We start from the raw sequence: 23,805 nt of genomic DNA on the forward strand, positions 1-23,805 counted from the left end.
GAGGTCGGCATCTGTCCCAGGCTGGATCGTGGTCCAGATGGATTGCTCGTTCTACGGATGCTCGCCGATCGTTTTTTAACTCTGAGCCACATTGAGTGCGCCCTACCCAGCGTCGACGTGCATGTCGTTGGGTAACCCATACAGAGCTCGAGACGCCTTAACATCACGATGTGCCGTGCAGGGTTGAATTAAGTGAATTATTTGAATGTCAGTATAGGAGGGGAATAGTTGTGAATCGGTGACCTAAATCACACACCGCATTACTTAGGTTTTGCCGACTATTGCGGTCGGATAACTTCTTAATTTGCAACAACCCAAAGGTCCCATAAATGAACGAGGACCCTGGCAACGCTGACTCATTTTGCGGAATCCCATGAGCCGACGTTACCAAGGTCCAATAAATTCCCGATCGTACGGTACGCTTTCGCTTTTCTACTGCACGGTGACGGAGACATTCATGGTTGATTGCATAGAGCCGCTCGTGCCCGTAACGGTGATGGTATAGGCCCCTGTCGTGGTGGCGCCGCCGCCCTGAGTTGTGACTATAGATTTACTGACACCGCATCCGCTGGCCACAGCAGCGAGTGTGGCCAACAACAGCAATCCAAACATCGTTTGCAACTTGCGGCGACGGAAGGGGATCCAGAAGAGCAGGATGGCCACCAGCGTTCCTTCGCCTAACTTGACGATTGGGCGCATGGGCCGATGAAGCGCCGCGGTGGAGGCGGACGTAGTGTTGATGGTGAGCTTGGAAGTCACCGGTTGGATGCCCGAGATGGCAGCTGGCTGGGAGACGGAGCAGGTGGGTTGAGCGACAGCTCCCGCTGGACTGCTGCTGATTCCGCAAGCGAGAGTCACGCTACCGGTAAATCCTCCGGATGGGGTGATTGTGATAGTTGAAGACGCTGAACCACCTGCCACGATGGCCGGAATCGAGTCCCCAGTCAAGCTGAACGATGACGGAGCTGTCGTCCCTTGAATCACATAGGCCGCGCTGACGGTATTGCTGCTGCCGACTGTCGGACTGATCGCAATGCTGTTGATGGTTTCGGACGAAGCAACCGCAATGGGGCCTGAATACTTGTTCGACTGACCCGTGGGAGTCGAGCCATCCGTGGTGTAGTAAATCGTGGCGTCAGATGTTGCACTGCCGAGTGCAACGTTCTGTGTTCCACCGTAGGTACCCGCCGGCGGCGCAAATGTTGGCGGCACGGATTGCGTGCTGTACGTCCAGCTAAGAATCTTCTGACTTGCTGATAGTCCGCCGGTGCCTCCCGTGAAGCCGACATAGGCTGTGTTGCCGCCCACAACCTGAGGGACGTTGATTGCTTGCGACATTGTAAAGGTATCGTTGGTTACAAGGTCGTGAAGGTTCAAGGTAAGAGTAGTTCCGTCATAGGTTATTGTCGCCTGAATCGAGTCGCCGCTGCCTAATTGGATGCCGCTCGGACTTATATCCACCGTGGGAAGCACGGGCGGTTCGCCGTCGGTGTACACACCCGTAGAATCGCTTCCTTCGTTGTTATAGTTATAGAAGTTGAACTTGACGGCGACACTGTTCAGAATATCCTGATAGCCGAGGCCGGCGGAGTTTCCACCGAGGGCCGTCGGTCCCATGTTCTGGATTGTGAAGGTGAAGCCGTTTCCTTGCGCATTCGACAACTGAAACTCGAAATTAGTTGTAAAGGCCTGTATGTTGATTGGAGCGTTCCAGAAGACGCTTCCCGCCTGCGCCACTCCTCCATTGGTTAATTGCAGGCGAGTGTCATTGTCGGCAACAGCGCTGCCGTTCAGGGTCAGGCCTGCAGTCGAAGAGAAGCCGTTCCCGAAGTTAATCGAGTTTCCGCCGTTCTGGATCACATACGCAGCGGTCCCAATATTGCTGTTCTGCAAAGTTGGATCAATGGCGACTGCTTTGATTATCTCGGAAACCGAAATCTGGATCGGGGCCGTATACAGAGTCGAAGAGGAGGACGGTGCGCTGCCGTCGGTGGTGTAGTAAATCTTTGCGCTTGTATCCGCATCCGTAAGGGCTACTGTTTGCGCGGCGAGATAGGTTCCGGCAGCCGGCGCGAAGGTGATCGGCGGTGTCTGATTCGTGAAAGTAAAGGTCGCGCTGGTTATGCCGCTCTGGATATATCCCGGAGCGCTCGCAATAGCCTGGAGGGTTGTGTCGGTGCTGATCGCGATTGGCGCCGTGTACTGTGCCGATGTTGGTGTCGGCGTTGTTCCGTCGACGGTGTAGAAGATCGTCGACGATGGAGTGGAACTGGAAATCTGGACGCTCTGGCTCGTCGAGAAGGTTCCGCCATTGGGATTGATGACGGGTGCCGCAGCACTCGCCTCGCCGTTGAAGAGCCCGTAGATGTCTACCTCTCCGTGTGCAGCTACGTACACCTTGCCGTTCGTAACCACGGGGATGGAGAACTTGTTGGCGGGACCGGCAGCGTCGCGTGCTGCATTTGTGTCGCTCTCGTAAAGCGTCTCGGTCAGGTCGTTCGCGTCCCATGCGTAGAGCACGGCTGGTCCATTGGTGTTGAACTGGTCAGCCCGCACTGCCCAGGCGATGCCATTCTGCGTGCCGTTGGAAGAGATTGAGAATGATGGGTCGGGGAAGGCGGACGTGATAGTCGACTTGCTGTCGGGCGAACCGTCCATCACCCCCTGGTCGATTCTGAACATCATGGGAACGTTGTTTTCGGCCCACAGATAGACTTGCCCGTTCCAGTATGCCGGCGTGCTCCAAAATCCCACTCCCTGAGGAATTACGTCAGAAATGTCCTGAAGGGCATTGGTGTTCGACGTGGCCCCGGCATCATAGCCACCAAGGTTGTCGGCGTTCAGAACCAGGATCCGTCCTTCTTTGCCGGCCTGGATCAAGATATGCGGATTCGGTCCTGACTCATTCACTATCAGCGCGCCGCCGGCCCCCTGGTCCCAATCGTGAGCGTTCAGGGCTTGATAGTTAAACGAGGTAAATGCGTCGGTTGCAGTGAGGCCCCCATTGGCAAGACTGAAGTTGACGACACTTTCGCCTAACTCAGTGTTTGCGCTGAATGGAGGATAAGTAGAAAGAGTACCGTTACCGGTAGCAACGAACATTCGTCCGCCGGGGGTGCTTGTATCAATGGGCATGCCTGCGCCTGATGCCCAGATTCCGGCACCAGATCCGTTCGGAGAGAGACACAGCGCCGCGCTTTGTGCCAGCGTGGTTGCATTGTATGCAAACAACCATCCATGCCACGGTCCGTTGTCACCATGGGCGCCGTAGCCGAAGTATACATAGCCGTTGTAGTAATTCAGGGCCGTGCGCTGGTTCTCCCAAAGAGCGCTGAATGCGAGTTGTCCGCCCGCACTTCCGTTGCCTGTGCCTGCGACGCTTGCAGTGATATTCGCGGGGCTGTTCGGTTGCTCGGCCCCGGTAATGATATTGATCGCATGGAGACGCGAGAAATACGCGCCATTTTCTTTGGTATTTGCGACGACGTACATCGTGGTTGTTGAAGGATTGATTGTCGGTGTGCCCGTGATACCAACGGTTGGCGCAACGTCGGGCGATCCGGTATCTGCCCAGGGTACGGCCGTGGCTCCGGCTCCCGCCCCATGGGCGGCGGTAAGCAGGCTAACTTGCCAGATAGGATCCGCATTGGCTCCGCCGTTTGAATCAGCGTCAAAGGCGTAGATCGAGTCATTCTCCGTCGCAACAAAGAGCACGTTATGGATAAGGCCATCGCTCATCTTCAGCGCTGGAACATAAAGCGGCTGTGCATACACCGTGCTATCCACCGGGAGCGAGAACAACTTGCCGAACGATTGCGTGTTCACGTTCGCCTGGGTAAGCGCCGTTTCCTGTGTGTTCCCGCCGGCGTGCGTCAGATCATAGCGCCAGGTCAGAACGGGAACGGGTGTCGGTGTTTGGGCTATGAGGCCAGTCAGCGGCGTGCATATGAGGGCGATCGCCAGCATTCGAGCGAACCGCACCGAATGCCTGGAAAGATACATTGAACAGAGGGAACTCGCAAGAGCAACAGGAGTCAGGCAGACCCGTTGAACCATACAGACGCACCTTCACCGAAGATAGACTGAACACAAGTCCGCCAGGAAAATGAAAGGCGGACAACAGCAATCCCGCGGAATGCGGGGGCTTGAACTGCCACTGCAATGAGATGACTTAGTGATCGAATCTCGCGTATTGAACGCGGGAACACCGCACTAATACTCTTCGTCGCTGGACTTCCCTGGTTTGCCAACTGATGAAAATACCGTGAGAGAGCAAAGTGGAGTTTTCTCGAAAGGTCCCGCTCCCCTACTAAAAGGGAGCTAGTTGTAAGATGGTTGTCTGCACGCGGCGGTTGCTTTTGGCGCCGTATCGACTTTTGAACCTGTCTTCCGGCAGAATATCCGGTATGCAATCTGCCGGATCGATCAGAAGGTCTACTCGTGTATGCGGTTTGGCAATAACTTGCCTATTCGTCGATTGGGGCTGGTATTTGCTGCTGCTGTGGATCGCTCTTGCGACAGTTGTGAGCGCTCAAAGCGCACCGGAGATTCCGCTGGGCGTTGCCTGGCAGGTCAAGGGACTGTGGCGTGTTGATGGCCAGGCAAGCCCAGTTCAGACGGGTGATGCAGTCAAGCCGGGGTCCCTTCTTTGGCCGATTACGGGATCTCCTGCGCATTCAATTACGATTCTTCTTCCTGACGGTCAACGCATACTGTACGAGTGCTTCCAGGCAGAAGATTGCGGTCGAGGTTTTCGCGTGCCGTCACTTTATCGCAGACCCGATCCGAAGGCAGTAAGCATGATGTGGCGCATTCATGCGGCCCTGGCGGGAACAAGCCGGGAGCCGGAGTCCGCACTCCGCCAAGAGTCCTCGCTTCCGCGCGACGAAGCCGTAGCGATGCTCGATGCGCAGGCTCGGGTCGAAGTCACCGGTCTGGTCGCGGCTCTCCCCGATGGCCAATACACCTACACGGCTCACGCGCTCGGCCATGGCGATGCGCTTCCGATTCGTAAAACGTTCGACAAGAAAGGGGCTTCCGTCATCCTTGACATTCAGTCGCCGGGATTGTACGACGTGATCATTGCTGATCGTCTCAATACGCCCCGTGTTGATCTCCTGATTGCCGGAGTGAAGCAGCCGCAGGGCGCGATCATACGAGATTCGTTCCGCGATGCGAAAGCACGGATGGAGGATTGGAATGGTGACTATCAGGGATGGCCCATGCATGACTTTCAGAGAGCCTATCTGGAGGCTTTGGTGCTGGACATCAACCCTCAAATCCCTCACACTCTCTCCGTCTCTCCGAGCAGTCAGAAGACTCGTTCTGGAGAAGTGGCAGAACCTGTTTTCACGCCTAAGCCCGGACTGTTTCAAGGTGACACCGCAGTGACTTTGCGGTGCGATACGCCCGGCGCAACGATCCACTTCACGGTCGACGGATCGCAGCCGCTCACGTTCTCACCGGTATACACCGCGCCAATCATGGTGAAGGGAACGGCATTGACCATCAAAGCGTTCGCTACTGCGGAGGGCAAGAATCAAAGCTCCGTAGTTACCGGGATATTCAGGATCGCAGACTAGCCGGGCCCGCCATCGGGCAACCACGACCCCTATCCTGTCATCAAAAGACTTGCATCATGTGTGTGTGATGTTGGCTCGGTGATCGGAGGGAACCGAGTTCACGCGTTCGCGATGTTTTCACAAAAAACTGCATAGCGCATGAGGAGCCTTGGACCGTATGCCTTGGGCTTCAGCGTTGGAGTGTGCGCGCCGGGGGAACGACTTTTTGGATAACCGTATGACAAGGGCCCTGACGATCCGTGTATTCATAAGCCTCCTCTTTTTGGGGATATTCGGCTGCGCCTCCGTACATCAGAACAATCCGCCTCAGGCCGCAACAGTAAATATTGCTGCATCCTCTTCCTCAATCACCGCCGGAAGTTCAACAACGTTGACCGTCAGCGCGACAAATGCACTAAGCGTTCAGATCACGGGTTCTGACGGGAGTTCCTACAACCTATCAGCAACTGGCGGAACGCAGACTGTGAGCCCTGCGGCCACTACGACTTATACCGCGGTTGCGACCGGATCCACGGGGAATGTAACCGCCACAGTTACAGTGACGGTAAGTGCCGCATCGAACCCTCCCCCAACGGTCAGTATCACCGCAAGTTCCACTTCGATCTCTGCCGGAAGCTCTTCAATTCTGACAGTAAGTGCCACCAACGCAACCGCGGTTGTCATCACCGGATCGGATGGGAGCACTTATACATTGCAGGTGACCGGAGGTACCCAGGCCGTAAGTCCGGGATCCACGACGACCTACACGGCAACTGCAACCGGTGCTGGAGGAAAAGTAGCAGCGTCTGTGACCGTCACCGTGACGCCAAACCCCGCTCCAACCGTGCAAATCAGCGCGAATCCGAGCGCCATCACGTCAGGGAATTCCTCCACGCTTACTGTTACCGCGGTGAATGCGACGCAAGTCACGATCTCGGGGAGCGACGGGACTTCGTACACTCTTGTGGCCAGTGGGGGGACGCAGACGGTGAGCCCGTCTGCAACAACTACATACACCGCCAATGCCACTGGAGCAGGTGGAACCGCAACAGCCGCGGCGACCGTGACAGTTTCTGCAAATCCGGCGCCGACCGTGACCATCACGGCAGACCCGACAACTGTCGTTGCCGGCAATTCGTCCACACTGACGGTGACCGCAACGAATTCAACCGCGGTAGCGATCAGCGGTTCTGATGGAAGTTCGTATACGCTTTCGTCCTCGGGCGGAAAACAAGCGGTGACACCTTCGACCACGACGACATATACAGCGACTGCGACCGGAACCGCGGGTAATGCGAGTGCGGCCACGACGGTTACAGTAACGCCTGAGGGCAGTGTTCAATCGATCGATCATGTCATCTTCATGCTCCAGGAAAACCATTCGTTCGATAACTATTTTGGGATGCTGAACCCTTACCGCGTAGCCAATCACTGGAATGTGGGGGATGACGGGGTTACCTATCAAGTTGATGGAATTGATGACAAGCTGACGACGATCAGCAATCTTGACGATGAAGGCACGGCATTTCCGCTTTTCAAGTTCACGAGTACCTGTGTTGACGACGAATCGTCTGACTGGCTGTCAAGTTATGGCGACGTAAACCGGTATAACTTCCTTGCGACGCGTCCCATTCAGATGAGCGGCTTTGTTCACGACGGTGAAGGGTTTGCAAAGAGCTGCTCCTTGCCCGGAGCGACCTGTTCCGGGAGCTTTACGGACCTGACTGGCCAACGAGCCATGGGTTACTATGACCAGGATTTCCTGAACTACTACTACTACATGGCTTCGCAATTCGCGATATCAGATCGCTGGTTCTCGCCGATTGCGAGCAAGAGTGTCCCCAACAGGTTGGCTACATTCACGGGCGGCACAACACAAGGGCTTGTGAAGGATCCTGGCGGAAACGATCACCTTGATCAACTCGACATCAATAACATATTTCAGGAGCTTGACCAGGCGAACGTTACCTGGAAGATCTACTACACGGTAACCGAGGGTCTCTGTCTCGATGAAGATGACTGCCTCGCAACGGGCAGCAGCGCATACCCTGCCATTCACTTCTCCAACCTGACTTACTCGTTCCGCTATATCTATGAGAATCCGACGGGCGCTGTTTGCAAAGCTCCCACACAGCCATCGAGCGTGGTTGGCGACTCGTCCAATTCTTTCTGCATCGACCCAACACATATTGCTCCGATATCGACCTACTTTACCGATTTGACCAACGGCACGCTTGCCAGTTTTGTTTTCATCGAGGCGGGCTATGGCCACAATGATGAGCATCCAGGTTCAGGGCAGTCGATTCTGAATGGGCAGGCACAGGTGTCGAATATCGTGAATTCACTGATGGCGAGCAGTGAATGGAAAGACTCGGTCTTCTTCCTGAGTTACGACGAGGGTGGGGGCCCTTACGATCACGTTCCACCGGTGCCGGGGCACTCAAACGATTTCACAGATGCATCGCTGGGAACGATTCCGGATATCGCACAGATAGCCGTCAACGCAGATAGCTACTTCCCATGCGTACCTGCGGGCGGGGTGCCCACTCTCCATTGCGATCTTGGAACCACTGACCCCGGGGCCAACCCGGCGGACGCGGCGGCTCTACAGGGATTCAGTGCGCAGCTCGGCTTCCGCGTGCCAAATATAGTGATTTCGCCGTTCACGCGACGGCACTATGTCTCCCACATTCCCATGGATCACACGGCCGTAATCAAATTCGTGGAGAATCGGTTCATCGGGAGCTCTGCACAACTAACTCCGCATGATGGCGCGCAGCCCAACCTGCTCGACTTTTTCGACTTCACCAACGATCCATGGGCTACGCCGCCGTCACCGCCCGCTCCGGTCAGTGTCCAATCGTTGGGGCACGATCCGTGCACGCCGGCTAGTATCGGTCCCTGAATCGGTATGCAGACGATCGCGTCCTCGATGCTTTGCAATCGATGATTGAGTTTACAAAATCTGCACGTCGCGCGAGCCGATCTGTTCCAGGATCGGAGTTCCACGCTGGGCCGGAGCACTCGTGAGACCGTGCACTTGAGCACCATCCACATCGTCGAAGATGACCGCAGGGCGTGCTTCTCCGGCGGTCGCAGTGAAGACAAGATCATTCAGGTGCAGGTTCCGAACGTGGCGAACGTACAGCCCGGATGCAGGCAGCATGCCGAACATGCGCGCTTCGGGATACGCGCTCTCTTTTTCGGGTACCGAGCGGCTAATCGATTCCGGGCGTGCGGGAAGCACGTTCTGGACCTGAATGTGGGAGAGTGTTACGTCCTGGACACTCATACCCGGCAGGCCGGTGATTGAACTTGCCAGCAGCGCCTCAGTCGCCTGAACATTTTCGATGCTCACATTCCGGATGCCGTGTTGCGGATTATCGCGCGCATGCTTGCGGTTTTCCAGACGGATAAAAATCGCCGTGCGCGTCCGCTCCATCCGGATTCCTGTGACTTCAACTCCGTCGATCCAACCGCCATCCACCACCTCGAGCGCGATGCCGGAGATGACTCGCTCTCTGAACGGAACTGGGCCATTGCGGACAATGGAATTCGAGAACTTGATGTTTTCAAATCCGCCCTCGGACGAGGTGCCGAGCTTGAATCCGTTGCAACATGTCGTGAGCGTGCAGTTGGTGACTTCGATGTTCTTGAGAAGGCGCGGTTCAGGCCCGAACGGGTTTTCACTTTTCAGGCAGATGGCGTCGTCGCCTGTATCCACCACGCAATCGGTGATCAGTACGTTCTGACATCCGGTGATATCCATTCCGTCGGTGTTGGGGCCAACGGTCGGATTCTTGATGCTCACTCCGCGAATTTCGACGTTGTCGGAGTTCACGGTTCTCAGGGTCCATCCCGGGGCGTTCTCAATGTGCACGCCCTTGATTTTCAATCGTTGGCAGTTAATGAACTCGAGCATGGGGCTCGGACGCCCGCTTTTTTTGGGCGCTAACGAATGCGAGGCAACATCGGCCCATTCTTCATCGGGCGGCAAAGGCGCACGGCCGGAGGGCTCCCAGAAGCTCGGTCCCTGCCCGTCGATTCTTCCGGGGCCGGTCAGGGTCACGTCGTCAGCATCCTGCGCGAAGATCAAGTGTCGAGGGTTGTTGTGAGACGATCCGCTCTCGGCGTTATAGTCATTGATCGACGTGCTTCCAAGAAGCGTTGAGCCTGTTTGCAGGTTCAGAGTCACGCGGGCCTTCAGTTCGATTCTGCCAGTGAGAAAGGTACCTTCCGGAACGTTTACCGTTCCGCCGCCGGCGCGGAAGACGTCATCGATCGCGCGTTGGATGGCCCGCGTGTTCAGCGTTCTGCCATCGGGCTTAGCTCCGAATTCCAGAATGCTCTTTGACGCCTGAGCAAACTGTGAAAACCCATTTCCGGTAGCGGCGACGCCCAAAGCGAACGGCACGGTGGAGAGAAAATCTCTTCTCAGCATGGGAACCCCGCCGGGTTAGATTCTGTAAAACGTTCCTCGGGATGTACGTTGCAAACGGGTTTTCGATCTGCGTGGCTCATGGACATCAAGGAAGGATTCATTCGCCTGGGCAAGCACCGCAAGTGCGAACAAGTCGCAACACGCCGACGAGTTCGGCGGCTAAACGGCGAGTGTCTTGTGTGATAGCCGGTGCAATGCGCCGTTCGCCGCAACCTTGATATACTTCCTCATGTTTGCGAAACGTTGCATGGCGCGCAGAGGTGCTTCGTGAAATTCACGGATTCCGAGTCAAAGCTTGCGGATTCTGTATGCAAATCGGATAGCATGGCGCCACGCAGATTGCGACTATTCGATTTCGATGGGCGGGAGTAGTTCAGTGGTAGAACGTCAGCTTCCCAAGCTGAATGTCGCCGGTTCGATCCCGGTCTCCCGCTCCATATAATCAATAAGATAACGAAAGGTTGGCCTCGGAATTTGGTCCAGATTTAGTCCACTTTTCTATTTGTCTAGGAAACAGTTTCTCCCATTGCCAAATCGCTCACTATTGATATGTGCCTGACGGGCGCGCTGGCGAAGCTGACTTTCCATAGCGGATATCGGTGCGCTCATCGCCTTGGCGCAGAAGTTTCATTTGCACCTCTTTCACCTTCCTTGCGTCGTCGGTCGCGACCTGTGCGATAAGCACAATAAGCGTGACGGAATGCGTGGAAGCTGGTGCATTTCGGAATCCCATAGGGTATCTCCTTCCTGAATGTCCACCGCATATGTGAGCATCTGCACTAGCAGGGTGCGCAGGTGGCTTAGTTCAGAAGGTGCTGGTGCACCTTTTCAAACAGCTTGTGATTGTCGCGATAATCTACTCGAATCCCAATCAGAACGGGGCCGGTTATCTCAAATGCCTTCTTCAGCGTTGGCCCAATCTGATCAGGCGTCTCGACCATGAAGCCGACTGCTCCAAAGGCTTCGGCGTACTTCACAACATCGACGGGCCCAAAATCCACTCCTGACGTACGTTCGTATTTGGGCTGTTCCTGGACTGCCACCATATCGTAGGTGCCGTCAATCCAAACCATATGAACGAGGTTGAGCTTCAACCTAACTGCGGTTTCGAGTTCCATCGCGGAAAACAGAAACCCTCCGTCGCCTGACATGGAGAGCGTCTTTTCGTTTGGCCTTACCAGGCACGATGCGATGCCCCAGGGAAGTGCGACGCCCAGCGTCTGCTGACCATTGCTGATCAGAATCTGCCGTGCTCGGAAGCTGAAAAGAAAATGCGCGATCCAGAGATGGAATGAGCCCATATCCAGGCACAAGGTGACGTCATGTGCGAGCCACTTCTGAAGTTCCGCGATGATCCTGAGGGGATGGATCGGATTCTCGGTATATCGATCTGCGTTTTCAATCCTCAGAACCCTCTTCGAGGCAAGCGTCGAGAGGAAGCGCTCGACGTCCGGTGCAAGGACAAGAGGGTTGACGAGGTCCGTTAGGCCGGCCACACTGGCTGCAATGTCTCCAAGAACTTCGATAGCCGGGGAGTAGAAATTATCGACATCCGCCCGCGTTGAATCGATATGGATGATACGCGCGGATCGAGGATGATTCCATATGGACGGGTCGTACTCAACCGGATCATACCCAACTGTGATAATCACGTCAGCCGTCGCCAGGAGTTCATCTCCGGGAGTATTGTCCAGCTGTCCGATACGCCCGGCAAAGTTCTTGAAGAGATCTGCAGAAACCGTTCCTGCAGCCTGGAAGGTGCCGACAACTGGCAGCCCAGTCTTACGAAGGAATGCCCGAACGGCGTCCGCGTTCTCTGGCCTGCTGGATAGTAGCCCCAGAAAGAGGACAGGCCGTTGCGCAGCGTTGATGATCTTCGCGGAATCTGCCAGCGACTCGCGGCTGGCAGGCCCGAATTTGGGACTCGCGGAAACATCGAGGGCATCGCATTTTGCCTCTCCCTCCATGATGTCTTTCGGTAAGTTCACATATGCTGCCCCTGGACGATCTGACTCCGCTGCCCGGAAAGCGTTCGCCATGACCTCGCCAATTGATTCCGGGGACCCTACCTCGGCGCAAAACTTTGTCACAGGCTTCATGACCGAGACGGCCTGCAGGGTCTGGTGAATCTGCTTCAGGCTCTGGGAGGTGGCCACGGATCCACCCAGGGCCACCATCGGATCACCCTCGCTGTTTGCGGTGGCAAGCCCCGTGGTGAGGTTGCTGACTCCGGGGCCCGACGTTGCGATTGCCACTCCGGCCCGGCCTGTCAGTCGTCCGATACCTCCGGCAATGAATGCCGCGTTTTGTTCGTGGCGGCACACAACCGTCTTGATCGAAGAAGACTTTAGAGTATCGAAGACTTTGTCTATCTTCGCGCCGGGAATGCCGAATACGTGCGTGACTCCGTGCCGTTCCAGAGATTCGACAACAACCTGTGCACCTGTCTTGGAAGTATTTGAACTCACAGTTTCCTCTCGAGGTTCGAATGGGGTTATCGCTCGTGATTCCGTTCCGCGCTCGTCAAATCGTCACTGGGATCGCGACTGAGGTCTGCTTGTAGAAATTCCGCGGTCTCAGGCAGAGAGACATGCATCTCGTGCATTGCACATCCATCGATCGTCACGTTAACCGCTCTGCACTCCAGCACATGGCCGCCTCTTTTTCGATCCGTGGACAAGAAATGGAAGTGGTATCCGGGGACGCTAAACGAACCAGCAAACCCCGGTGACCAAAGGCCGACGAGGGTGCCTTCCTGATCTTTGAAAGTGAATTCCTCTTGCACTGACGAAGCGGCCTTGAGACCAGTCCCGTGAGGGACAGCTTTCATGGCTCGCGTCTTCACGAAGGAAAACTTGCCTTCGACACGAAAGGCGAAGAACACGTTCTCTGACGAGCGAAGTGCATCGCATACCGCGACGAGCTCGGAGAAGGTATTAAATTGCTGCGATGTCTTGGCGAACTCGGTGCTGAACCGAGTCACGACTGCATAGGGGACAAGGCGGTCTCCGTCGACCGACGTGACCACGCCATCGGACGAGACCCTGTAACACACACCTTCCAGAACGACCATTTCTCCATCGAGGTCGATAAATGTACCGAGGCCGAAGTCACCATGGCGCAGCAGCCGCGAGACTCGAACCGCACCCTGATAAAGCCCTTCGACAAGCGCCGCCGATGTCGACACTTGAAATAACGTGTGAAGTGGCTTGCCAAGACATTGCGACAAGGCTGTCGACACGACGTGATCGCAGCTTGTCCTGTCTGACTGCATTCGCTCCAGGAGAGCGTCATAGAGCGAGTCAGGCAGATTGAATTCGATTCTCTTCACGAAGCGCTCCGTATCGTTAGGACCCTCTCTATTTCGCTCAGTAATTCATCAGTCTTGACTTTGGCTCTTTCCTCAGATCGCGGAAGAACTGTTCTCTTCGTTGTTTGTCTCATCGCTACCTTGTCTATTAATGGAAGGCGGTCTTGGGTCCCGTGGACTCGAGCATCGATGAAAGATGAGACAGCGCTCTAGTGAACGCTGTCTCCTATCATCAGTGAGTCAGGTCCTTCAATGTCTTGAGATCGTCCACGATATAGGCCATTGAGGCACGAATGCCAATACCGCAACGAACGGGGGCGAGATCCGAGATCTCTTCTCCATCTACAACCGGCAACGTGAGCAGTCCGTCGCCGATCCACGCCTGCTCGATCTTGATATCGTGCGGAACGTTTTCGACGAGTTCATGAACTGCGGGCTTGTCTTGTTTGCCTGCTGCCAGCCGCGGTGTATGCAGCAGATTGACGATCGGCCGTTGCTTCAGAGCTACACGGTCAGTGATCGGCGCTTTCAGCGTAACCAGGGCTTGAGCCAGACGGCGGCCACTCGCGGTCAGCGAGGCGGCAAATTTCGATCCTGGAGCCAATGAGGGACCAGCCTTACCGGTCGCAGCAAAATAGCGGGTCTGAAAGACCTGGCCAAGGCGTTTGGGGTAACCTTGCGTCCATCCGCGAGCGATGGCAGCGTCGTTGTCGACAAAGATGTATGGGCAATACGCTACAGGCTTGCCTTCAAAGAGGGCATCGACAAGAAGAAAGAACTCACGATACTGGTAGCGTGCCGGATCCAGATATTCCTCGTTGGCTCCGGTGAACTGCCAGTCATAGAAGAGAGCATTGCCGTGTCCTTTGGCCGCAGGATCAGGATCCAGTCCTGGAGGGAGTACGGCAGCAACCGCGGCCGGATCGGACCAGAACTCAATGTTGAGAAAATCGGCTGAGTAATACCAGGGCGGGGGCGGGTTGAGCGTCGACTTTCCTTTCGGCGTAAGCGGATAGTTGAAACCTGTGAGCACCGATATTCTCCTTTGTACCGGGATTCATTTCAGGGATTGGTCACGATCGCTGTGAGATTCACTGAGATAGAGGGAGCAACTTCTCATATACGCCGACAGAGGCGTACTGCCGTGACCTCTCATGTCGACGGAATTCCATTGACCCCGGAATCGTAACAATCAGATCGATCATCGAAAATTACATATTCCTGTTAGTCCGGCCGAATCAAATCTAGTTTCGCGCTACCAGCTTCATGTAATTTGCGGCTCTGAGGCCGATGATTAAGATCACGACAAGCTTGGCAGGCGTGGTATGAAATCGTTGTTCTTCGTGAGCGGAAGAACCTTCTATCATTTCTGCGACCGACACAATAGGAGTCATACAAATGCCCCTCTACACGGCGATTACTCAAGAGGGTACTGTCTCTGTTGAGACCAAGGCTAAAATTGCGGAAGAGATCACCCGAATCCACACAACTGTGATGAAGGTGCCGAGGAACTTTGTCCGCGTGGTCTTTCTCTCCTATCCGAAGGGGTCTGGCTTTACCGGTGGAGAGGAAGCTCCTACCGCCGCGCTCAATTGTGTTCTGCGAAGCGGGCATACCCCGGAAGAAAAGATGGACATGTTGCAGCAGCTCTGGACGATGTTTCAGGGACTGACCGGGATTGCCACCGATCAATTTGTCCTCTCACTCCAGGAAATTCCATCAAGCAACGCTATGGAGATGGGTCAGATCATGCAAGCGGTCGGACACGAATAGATGTTGCTCAAACTGATGGCTGTAAATTGAAATAAACGATGAAAGCACTGAGAATTGGATTCCAGCCGGTTCAGGTCATGCGATGAATTGATGTTCGAAATCAATTTGCAGGTTAGATCGCAATACAGAATCCTAGCTGGAAGCCCGCCTTTTAGAACCTCCAACACATCAAACCTCTGCATGTCTCGTCAATCTTACGCGAGGAAGCGCAGCACAAAGCAAGATTGCGCGCTACGCAACGCTGAGGTTTTCTGATCATAGATTCTCAACATATGAATAGGGACTCAATAGACCCGGGAGCTCACGGTCAAGCTGGCAGGTTCAACTTTTTCAAAAGCGCGATCTATCGCGGGTCACTGTGTAAGGTCTTCAGTAGGGCACAACTTTTATAAAAACCAAACCATCCTCAAGTGGCAATCCGCGATCGCCGCAATTATCTTATCGAGGAGAGTCTCGAGATAAACTCCATCTCCAACTCGCCTTCATAAGTTTCGGCGCCGACCTTCAATGCTTCCCTCACGCGCGCTTGCGTCACTTCGTTAGCGACACTCAGATCGGACTCATGAGCTTCCACCAGAAGCCCCTCTGCCATCGAAGCAAATGCTCCGAAATCTACAGCCGCTTTGACGTGAGCAATGGTATGCGCAGGAAAGGAGGCGATGCGTTGGGCAAGGTTCTCGACAAAGGACGTCAGTTCGTGCGCAGGCAAAGCTCGATTGATATAGCCGTAACGTTCTGCCAGTTCTGCTGCGAAATCATTGCAACCCAGGAGCACCTCCAAGGCGCGTCCACGGCCGATCAGTCGCGGCAACCTCTGCGTGGAGCCCCCACCCGGAACTAGCCCAACCGCCACCTCAGGTTGGCTGAAGATCGCTTTGCCAAGGGCAGCAAAACACATGTCCATGGCCAGCGCGATCTCGCTCCCTCCGCCCCGGGCGCGTCCCTCTACTTTGGCAATGGTCACCTTGGGCATGTTTCTGAACCGTTCGCCGATCGACTGCGTAAGACGAAAGCTGCGTGTACGAGACACAGTTTTGGAAGCGGCTCCCACCCGGCCCAAACCAGAGTGGGCTATAAAGAAATCGGGAAGCGCGCTCTGCAAGACCACAACACGGATGCTCTCGTCGTTCTCGAGTTCTCGGCCGAGTTTGTCGAATTCCTGCGACAGATCTTCATCAAGAAGATTTATTGGTGGGTGATCAATGCTGACGAATGCGACTCCAGAATCAAATTCGAACCGGAAGCATTTGTAATCAGAATATGGCAAGTCTTGCTCCTCTTCGGTGAACGTTCCAGTGAGGCCATTTCGGCGAGGCCGGCAGTCTGCAATTGGCGATGTACTGCAATCGCAGTTCGGCACGTGCGCTTTTTCAGTCTTCCTGCACGGGGTTGGTGAGGACACCGAGCCCCTCGATCTCCACTTCGAAGATATCGCCGGGCTGCATGTAGACGGGTGGCTTACGCGCCGCTCCGACACCACCAGGTGTGCCGGTGATGATCACATCGCCTCGCTCCAGACTCATCGCGACACTGATCATTGCAATCAGCTCCGGGACATTGAAGATGAGCTGGTCTGTGCGTGCATCCTGCATTACGCGGCCATTTAAACGGCCCTCGATGCGCAATCCGCTGGCCCCGGGCGGCACGGCATCGGGCGTCACCAGCCATGGGCCGAACGATCCAGTGCCATCGAAATTCTTGCCGATCGTCCATTGCGGTGTGCGGAGCTGAAAATCACGCACGGTCGCATCGTTGAACAGGGAGTAGCCCGCCACGTGACCGAGAGCCTGTTCCTGGGAGATGCGGCGCCCCGGCTTGCCGATCACCACGGCCAGCTCGGCTTCGTAGTCGAGCGCAATTGATTCGCGGGGTCGCCGGATCGGCTCTTGATGAGAGATCAGACTCGTCGCGAAACGAGCGAAGATTTCGGGATAGGCCGGCTTCTTCAGCCCGCTTTCTTCCAGGTGATCATCGTAGTTGAGACCGACGCACAGAATCTTCGGCGGAACGGGCACCGGCGGCAGCAGATGGACAGAGTTGAGGTCGATTGTCGGCGATTGCCCGAGGCTTCTGCCGATGCGCAACAGGTCTGCGCCTTGTGCGATCAACTCGGGGAGTGTGCCCGGAAAGTCGCGATCTCGCTGCGTGAGGCCATGCCAACCTGAGCCTTCATCTGCGGCAATTCCGGAGACTCCGCCTGTTTCAAAATGAATGATGCGCATAAGGGTGCTCCTTTAATTCGCCTCCGGACGACTTAGTTCCTCGAGCAGGAAGACAAACGATTCATACGGTTGGCCGGTCGCGTGTCGAAGGCCCATCTCACAGGTTCTGTTCGCCGAAACGTAGGCGTCGCAGGGCCGATCGATCAGCACCAATTGAACCTCCCGCGTTGCTGAAACGACCAACTCGGGATGCAATAACCCTCGGTCGCCGGCAGTCCCGCAACAGGTTGTGCCGATGGGGACCTCCACTTCATCGGCCAGGCGGCCCGCAATCTGTTTGAGCGTGCCGACCAGCTTGAGATCCGTTATCGAGCACGTCGGATGCACAGCGACGCGCTGCAGCTTGCGCGAGATATGAAGATTCGGCAGAAGATCACGACACCACGCGATCGAGTCGATGATGTTGAGGCTCTCGTAGTGCTCTTTTTGCAGCCCTTCCAACTGTGTCACGATGTCCTCTTTAAGGCCAAGGGTGCAGGATGCGGCGTCGACGACGATAGGAAGAGTTCCTCCATCGCTCCAGCGCCACAGCGCATCGGCAACGGCATGTGCCATGTACTTATGCCCCTGGTGGTAGCCTTTCGATCTCCACGGCGTCGAGCAGCAAAGACCAGCAACATCCGGTGGAATCCACAGCGGCTTACCGGCGCGTCTGGACAAGGTGACAAAGGTCTCCGCAAGTGAGGGAGCGGCAGGCCCGGCGGGATCGCGACCGAACATGCGGTTGATGCACGCGCAGAAGTACACTGCCGCGGCGCCGCTCCTGTCGGTTTTAGGCAAACCGGAAGCGGCACGTGGCATTGGCCCGGGCACGGCGGGCATGAGGTCCGGGCTGATAACACTTCGCACGGCAGCGGTAAGAGCAGTGAGTGGCTTGACTCCAAACACGGAGGAAAGCGCGTGCGCTCCCCATAGGCTCACGCGCGCTAATGGTTCGACCGCTTTCCAGTGCTTCGCGAGGCTTAGCGCTACTGCTTCCGCACCGGGGCTGTTCTCGCGCCCGCGGAACTGTTTGATCAACGTACCGGTGTTGATCCCTATCGGACAGGGAATGGAGCACATGCCGTCGCCCGCGCAGGTCTCGATCCCGTCGTACTGATACTCCCGTTGGAGTTGCGCAAGCATCGCGGAATCATTCTTCTGGCGCACCATCTCCCGACGCACCACGATCCGTTGACGTGGGGTCATGGTGACATTGCGGCTCGGACAGACAGGTTCACAGAACCCGCACTCGATGCATTGTGAGGAACCCGTAACCCCCTCGATCTGAGGAAAGGATTTCAGATTCTCAAGGTGGAGCTTGGGATTACGCGTCAGAATCACGTTCGGCGCCAGAATTCCGTGAGGATCGGCGAGCTGCTTTATGCGCCACATCATGGCGGTAGCTTTCTCACCCCATTCTGATGCGACGAACGGCGCCATGTTCAGGCCAGTTCCGTGCTCGGCCTTCAGAGAGCCTTCATGCTTCCCGACCACAAGATCTACAAGCTCCGTCATGAAAGCCGAGTATCGGGACAGTCCGTCGGCCTCCCCGAGGTTTGCGACGAGAGTGAAATGAAGGTTCCCGTGAGCTGCGTGTCCCGCGACACCGGGAATGAATCCGTGCTTGGAAAGTAGGTCCTGCACGTCTCGCGCACCTTCTGCCAAACGCTCCGGCAGAAAACAGACGTCCTCCGTGATGAGCGTCGAGCCCTCAGCGCGATTCTTGCCGACCAAACCCAGAAGTCCCTCCCGGACGTGCCAGGCGAGTTCGATGGCCTCGCTGATGCTCGTGAAGTCCACAGGCTTGATGAGCCTGGCCGTACTTACGAGCTCGAGGACTTGGCGTTGCGTTGCTGCGAGAGAGTCTGAGTTCTCGGCGCCAATCTCAACGAGCAGAGCAGCCGCCTTGGGGTCGAGGGTTTTCCAGTAGGCGGGCGTTTCCTCAAACGCCTGACCGGCCGCAGTGAGCGCCGGAGCGACCATCAGCTCGACGGCGGAGGCGCCGAGGCCGACCAGGCCAGGAACAAGGGCAATCGCTTCATCGATCGTGGGAACTGGAATCCATGCCACGCTCGTCACGCAGGGCGATGGAATCGTCTCTAGTACAGCTTCAGCGATGAACGCGAGTGTACCCTCCGAGCCGACAAGTAGGCGTCGAAAAATCTCGAGCGGCGTTTCACCGTCGAGAAGAGCACAAAGCCGCAATCCATGCGTGTTCCTGATTGCGTACTTGCGACGCATGCGGTCCGTCAACACTTGATCTGCCAAAAGCTCCTTGCGAAGCTCGAGCAGTCCTTCCGCAAGCTGCGGCTCTGCTTGCAGAAACGCTTTTTCGGCATCGGGTCTCGACGTGTCAACTACAGCGCCGGATGGCGTTACGAACGTGAGCGCGGAGACGGTATGGTAGGCATCTTTCTGCACGGTGCACCGCATGCCACCAGCGTTGTTCGCGATCACGCCTCCGATCGTGCAAGCTGCGGAGCTAGCGGGATCCGGTCCCAGCCGGCGACCGTGCCGCTCAAGCAGCGAGTTGATGTGGCCGAGGATCATCCCGGGGCGTACCCGCACTCGCCGGCCGTCATCCTCCACTTTGCCGCCATTCCAGTGACGGCGCACATCGATCAAAATATCGTCGGATAGCGATTGACCGTTGAGGCTCGTACCCGCCGCCCGAAACGTCGCGTGTCGCCCGCTCTCGCGGCAATAGCGAAAGAGCTTGACGATGTCATCGGCCGTGCGAGGCAGCACGACAACCTGAGGGACGAGCCGATACGGGCTCGCATCGGAGGCATATCGTACGAGATCTATTGCTCTGTGAAAGACGTTTTCTTTTCCCATGAGGGCGATGAGATCGGCCTTCAGGTCACCTGGTGTCCCGTCGACCAGAGAGGCGGGGACTGCATCGCTCATTGGTGGTCCGTCGAACCGCCCTATGCGCGCTGGGTTCGCGGAGAGTAGCTTTCTGAACATGAAATAACCTCATATTCTTCAATGCTTCAGTACCAGCTTGTCCGGATAGTAGACACGGTGCGCAAACGGCGGCAATTACATGAATCTGGTATCCCACTCTTCGCATGACATCAACACGGTGCTTGGTGGATGCTTACGATTGATTCTTGATACGCTCCAAGTCGCCAAGGCACTCGTCGGTCTTTCGTACTGCGAAACCGGGATGCGATTGTTCCCCTGGGTTATCGCTAGATAGGATCGCGTATGAACAGTTAGGCCTGCCAGTTCTATCTATCTCCTCCTGAGATGCGCTTCATGGGTAGGCCATGCCGGAGCTTTTGAAAATAGCAAATTTCGACAAGCGTGGGCCACAACTCGAGCGTTGATTTGATTACACCAATTGCATCGTCGACGATCCGTACCAGATTGTGTTGGAAAAAGTCTGACTCGAATCCATAGAAGGCTTTTTCTAGATTTGCGGAGAACATGCGCAGTGAGTCTGCACGTCCCTGGGTCTTGGCTGCCTCAGCGGCTTGTAGAGCCCTCTGGTGTAGGTTCGTGATCTTACCCAGGATCATTTCCGCATCTTGCGCAGTAACTTCGCCAGAATAATCGAACGTGATTCCGAGTTCGTCGCGACACGAAATTGAAGAATTGATCTTCTTCTTGAGAAGATTTGCGATTTCCTCGTTAAGGATTTCAGATGCCGGCGGATTTCGCATGTAGTTGCTCTTGGTGTGGTGTTGCGCGGCATCGACATGGGCAGAGACCATGCCTCGCTGCTGAATCCAGAGACGATAGATGTAATCCTCGAACCGCAAACGGGTGGGAAAGAATGGAGGAAGACCGAAAGTATTGTCGTAACCTGCGACGCCGCAATCCATCCTCCAGTTGCAATTTGTAATGGCGGGACGGAAGTTCACAAGGATGTATATGTCGTTCAAGTCCTCCGGGCTCGTCTGGTTCTCGTCTTGCAGAAACATCTCAACGAAGTCAATTGCATCGATATCGTTCGTCCCGGAGCGGAACGTCTGAGCGACCTTGACGATTGCGTCCTGCTGAATCGGGCCAGGTTCCAAAAAGATCGTGTTCTCGGAGGAGAATCCTTTGCTGGAATTCGTTTCAAGTTCCATCGCCGAGTCAATGAGATTCTCGCCACGCTCATAGTTGTCAGGGACCTCGGCAGCCGGCTTACCGAGAACGTCGAGGAAGGCGGACATAATGTCGAATGATTTTCGGACGTAGCCGTTCTGTCCGAGTTTGTGCAGACGCCCTCGGCTGATCTCATGATCTTCGAGCGACTCCGGGCTCTCCTCCATCAGCGAATAGGGGCGCATATCATCATCGGCGCTGACCAGGAGGCCGCCCAGGGAGTACATAAGAGAGAAGTTTCGATTACCTCCGTAGCTTGGCCGAAATATGTTCTTAACGAGTGGCTCCAGTCTCTTGTTGCGCAGCCGGGAGTTGACGTATGAGATGAATTCCTCCTTTTCCCGTGGTCCGACGTAGAACAGTTCCGATCGAGTTCTGGTCTGTTTGAAATCGGGCAGATATTTGTCCACATTTGCTTGTGTGGAATCGTCAAAGACGATCATCTGGACGGAGTGTCCATTCCTCCAGAAGTGTTCGTCATAGTCGCGAATTGCGGCTCCGACGTCACGCAAGCGATGCGTGGGTATTGCAAAATACGGCTCTGGGTCTGTCATATGACCTGTCTCTCCTGAGCGAATGCCTTTGCTTCGGAGCTTTCGTTACGATTGAGGTGGGAAGTGGCTCCTACGGACCATGTGCGACATCGTGCGAATTCGACCTCGACGAGGGCGGGGTTGAGAAGGAATCTGGGCAGGGTCGCTTTCAAAATGTTCCGAACGCCCCCGAAGTTTCTGCTCGGCTGGTTCCGGTGTTCGGAGATATTCCTGAACGGAAACAAAGGTGCGCTGGAAGAAGGCGTCATCTACCACATAAGACTCGCCGCCTTCTCCGCAAATAACCCATTCCCCGCGTTTTACATTGATAATGCCAAGGTCGGTGGCGATCGTCTTCGTCTCAGTACACTGCACAGCGTCCACGATCATTGGTCTCGAAGTGCGATAAATGCCCATAATGATTTCGGCCCACTTTTATGGCCAACCGTTATCTATTTGACCGTGCCGTCCATAAAATATGTCGAGGGGATTTGTAAGGGAATCATTGGACTCTTCGGTGAAATAGGGCCGCCATCCGAATGCTTCATCTTCATCGTTCCGTCCACGAAACGCATAGGAAGGGAATAGTAAGCCTCGGATCTATCTATCAGTTGAGGGACTTTTGGGTGCGATATCGTTCTAATCTCTTGTCCGCGAAAAGCGGCAATTGCGGAACTACCTGGTGAGGTTATTACCGCCACTCGTTTGCGTGCAAAGTTGCTGTCTGTGGGTTCACGAGCGGCTTTCGAACGTGAGCGGTTCGTGCTGGAAATTATTTGGCATTCGTGGGAAGTGGCCTGAGATGCTTGAGTCTTGTCAGTGCGAGCGCCGCATAAAATCCATTTGGATCCAGTGCGACAGAGTCTTCAAGGTACTGCCTAGCGCGGTCGAAATCTCTCAGGTTGATGTACACCATTCCCCGCATATAAACCGTGCCCGATCTCCTCTCGGGATTCGTCTCAGTGAAGCGCTCTGCGTAGTTGATCTGCTTTAAAGCAGCCTCGGCATCTCCGAGTCCCAGATGAGTGAGGGCTGCTTCGAAATATATGAGCCAAGATCCGGGCAAAAGATGCGCCGCACGATCGAGTGGCTCCTGAGCCTCTTTAAGGCGATTTTGAGCGATGAGTGACATTCCGAGTCCGAGGTATGCTGAACCCAATTCAGAATCAGCCTGGATCGCCTCTTGAAAGTCTTCAACAGCATTCTCAAAATGTTGCGTCTCTAAGTGAATTGCCCCTTGAATGTTGAGAGCCAGTGCACAACGTGGGGAGATATCAAGCGCGTGTGTGATCTCCTTTTGCGCTTGGTCAATGCGCCCCGCGATGAGCTGGTTGCGTGCGCGTTGCGCTGCCTGAAGCGCTTTGCCAGGTGTGAGCAGCTGATTGGCCGATACCGTATTCTGGCTCGACAAATCTCGGGCCAACAAACGTGAGGAGCTGCCTTGAGCGAACAGCTCCGTGACAAGTGTTGCTAACGACGCGATCAAGATCGCAATCAACACACGCTTAAATGGAAGCCCCTGGTTAACGCAGTGTTCGTGATTCCTCATCGAATGGGTTGTCTTCATACAAACCTTCTTGACGGTCTCGGTGAATCCGTCTCGTTCTTCCCACCAGCCGATGTGGGAGCTTCCGATGTGATGTAGTCTCAGCCGAAAGCCTGAGGATATCCGAGAAAGGCCGCGGGAACAGCCGTTGACTAAGATGCTACGGAAGATCTGACAAACGGTCTATTACATGTTTGTATGAGGTTATTGCAATGTGTAACTACAGTCGGAGATGGTGTTCGCAGTTACTCTCGTGGAAAAGATCGATGCCACCATTTGCGATGGAAGCTCTCTGATCTAATTTCAGTTCGCGCCTACATAAACATGTGCTTGGCG

At 55.4% G+C, this 23,805-nt stretch carries 14 protein-coding genes and 1 tRNA gene; 4 read left to right on the forward strand and 11 right to left on the reverse strand.

Annotated elements, in window-relative coordinates:
- Positions 1-432 precede the first annotated feature (432 nt).
- The gene (locus tag VK574_RS00305) at positions 433-3,981 is read right to left on the reverse strand and encodes a chitobiase/beta-hexosaminidase C-terminal domain-containing protein (RefSeq protein WP_472797760.1); all 3,549 of its coding nucleotides are present in this window, start codon (positions 3,979-3,981) and stop codon (positions 433-435) included.
- 470 nt (positions 3,982-4,451) lie between these two features.
- On the opposite strand from VK574_RS00305, the gene VK574_RS00310 reads away from it, so the two are divergent.
- Positions 4,452-5,582 (forward strand): chitobiase/beta-hexosaminidase C-terminal domain-containing protein, encoded by a 1,131-nt coding sequence (locus VK574_RS00310; protein WP_472797761.1) that lies wholly within the window; start codon positions 4,452-4,454, stop codon positions 5,580-5,582.
- A 217-nt stretch (positions 5,583-5,799) separates the two neighbouring features.
- Positions 5,800-8,466: an alkaline phosphatase family protein gene (locus tag VK574_RS00315; protein WP_472797762.1), complete on the forward strand. Its 2,667-nt coding sequence runs from the start codon at positions 5,800-5,802 to the stop codon at positions 8,464-8,466.
- A gap of 51 nt (positions 8,467-8,517) precedes the next feature.
- Here the strand turns inward: VK574_RS00315 and VK574_RS00320 are convergent, their stop codons facing one another.
- Positions 8,518-10,002, reverse strand: a complete 1,485-nt coding sequence (locus VK574_RS00320) for a glycoside hydrolase family 28 protein (RefSeq protein WP_472797763.1) — start codon at positions 10,000-10,002, stop codon at positions 8,518-8,520.
- 362 nt (positions 10,003-10,364) lie between these two features.
- Between VK574_RS00320 and VK574_RS00325 the strand changes: the two genes are divergently transcribed.
- A tRNA-Gly gene (locus tag VK574_RS00325) sits at positions 10,365-10,439 on the forward strand.
- Between the two features lie 104 nt (positions 10,440-10,543).
- Here the strand turns inward: VK574_RS00325 and VK574_RS00330 are convergent.
- The 4 genes from VK574_RS00330 to VK574_RS00345 all read right to left on the reverse strand — a co-directional run bounded on the left by VK574_RS00330 (position 10,544) and on the right by VK574_RS00345 (position 14,345).
- Complete coding sequence (locus VK574_RS00330; RefSeq protein ID WP_472797765.1) at positions 10,544-10,735, reverse strand: hypothetical protein; 192 nt, start codon at positions 10,733-10,735, stop codon at positions 10,544-10,546.
- 67 nt (positions 10,736-10,802) lie between these two features.
- Positions 10,803-12,470 carry an acetolactate synthase AlsS gene (gene alsS / locus VK574_RS00335; RefSeq protein WP_472797767.1) on the reverse strand — a complete coding sequence of 556 codons (1,668 nt, stop codon included), beginning with the start codon at positions 12,468-12,470 and terminating at the stop codon, positions 10,803-10,805.
- Between the two features lie 26 nt (positions 12,471-12,496).
- On the reverse strand, positions 12,497-13,333 hold the full coding sequence (gene budA, locus VK574_RS00340) for an acetolactate decarboxylase (RefSeq protein ID WP_472797769.1): 837 nt from the start codon (positions 13,331-13,333) through the stop codon (positions 12,497-12,499).
- A 211-nt stretch (positions 13,334-13,544) separates the two neighbouring features.
- Positions 13,545-14,345: an acetoacetate decarboxylase family protein gene (locus VK574_RS00345; protein ID WP_472797770.1), complete on the reverse strand. Its 801-nt coding sequence runs from the start codon at positions 14,343-14,345 to the stop codon at positions 13,545-13,547.
- A gap of 365 nt (positions 14,346-14,710) precedes the next feature.
- Between VK574_RS00345 and VK574_RS00350 the strand changes: the two genes are divergently transcribed.
- Positions 14,711-15,085, forward strand: coding sequence for a tautomerase family protein (locus VK574_RS00350; RefSeq protein WP_472797771.1), 375 nt, complete (start codon positions 14,711-14,713; stop codon positions 15,083-15,085).
- Between the two features lie 433 nt (positions 15,086-15,518).
- Here VK574_RS00350 and VK574_RS00355 read toward each other — a convergent pair whose 3' ends face one another.
- From VK574_RS00355 to VK574_RS00375, 5 genes are all read right to left on the reverse strand, one after another.
- Complete coding sequence (locus VK574_RS00355) at positions 15,519-16,352, reverse strand: enoyl-CoA hydratase/isomerase family protein (RefSeq protein ID WP_472797772.1); 834 nt, start codon at positions 16,350-16,352, stop codon at positions 15,519-15,521.
- Positions 16,353-16,455: 103 nt separating this feature from the next.
- Entirely contained in the window at positions 16,456-17,307 is an 852-nt protein-coding gene (locus VK574_RS00360; RefSeq protein WP_472797774.1) for a fumarylacetoacetate hydrolase family protein, read from the reverse strand.
- Between the two features lie 12 nt (positions 17,308-17,319).
- Positions 17,320-20,259 carry an FAD-binding and (Fe-S)-binding domain-containing protein gene (locus VK574_RS00365; protein WP_472797775.1) on the reverse strand — a complete coding sequence of 980 codons (2,940 nt, stop codon included), beginning with the start codon at positions 20,257-20,259 and terminating at the stop codon, positions 17,320-17,322.
- Between the two features lie 266 nt (positions 20,260-20,525).
- Positions 20,526-21,944: a hypothetical protein gene (locus tag VK574_RS00370; RefSeq protein ID WP_472797776.1), complete on the reverse strand. Its 1,419-nt coding sequence runs from the start codon at positions 21,942-21,944 to the stop codon at positions 20,526-20,528.
- Between the two features lie 751 nt (positions 21,945-22,695).
- A complete protein-coding gene (locus VK574_RS00375; RefSeq protein WP_472797777.1) occupies positions 22,696-23,490 on the reverse strand; it encodes a tetratricopeptide repeat protein in 795 nt (264 codons plus the stop codon).
- Positions 23,491-23,805: the final 315 nt, after the last annotated feature.

The sequence above is a fragment of the Occallatibacter sp. genome (genome assembly GCF_035317045.1).
In the GTDB taxonomy this organism is placed as follows: domain Bacteria; phylum Acidobacteriota; class Terriglobia; order Terriglobales; family Acidobacteriaceae; genus Telmatobacter.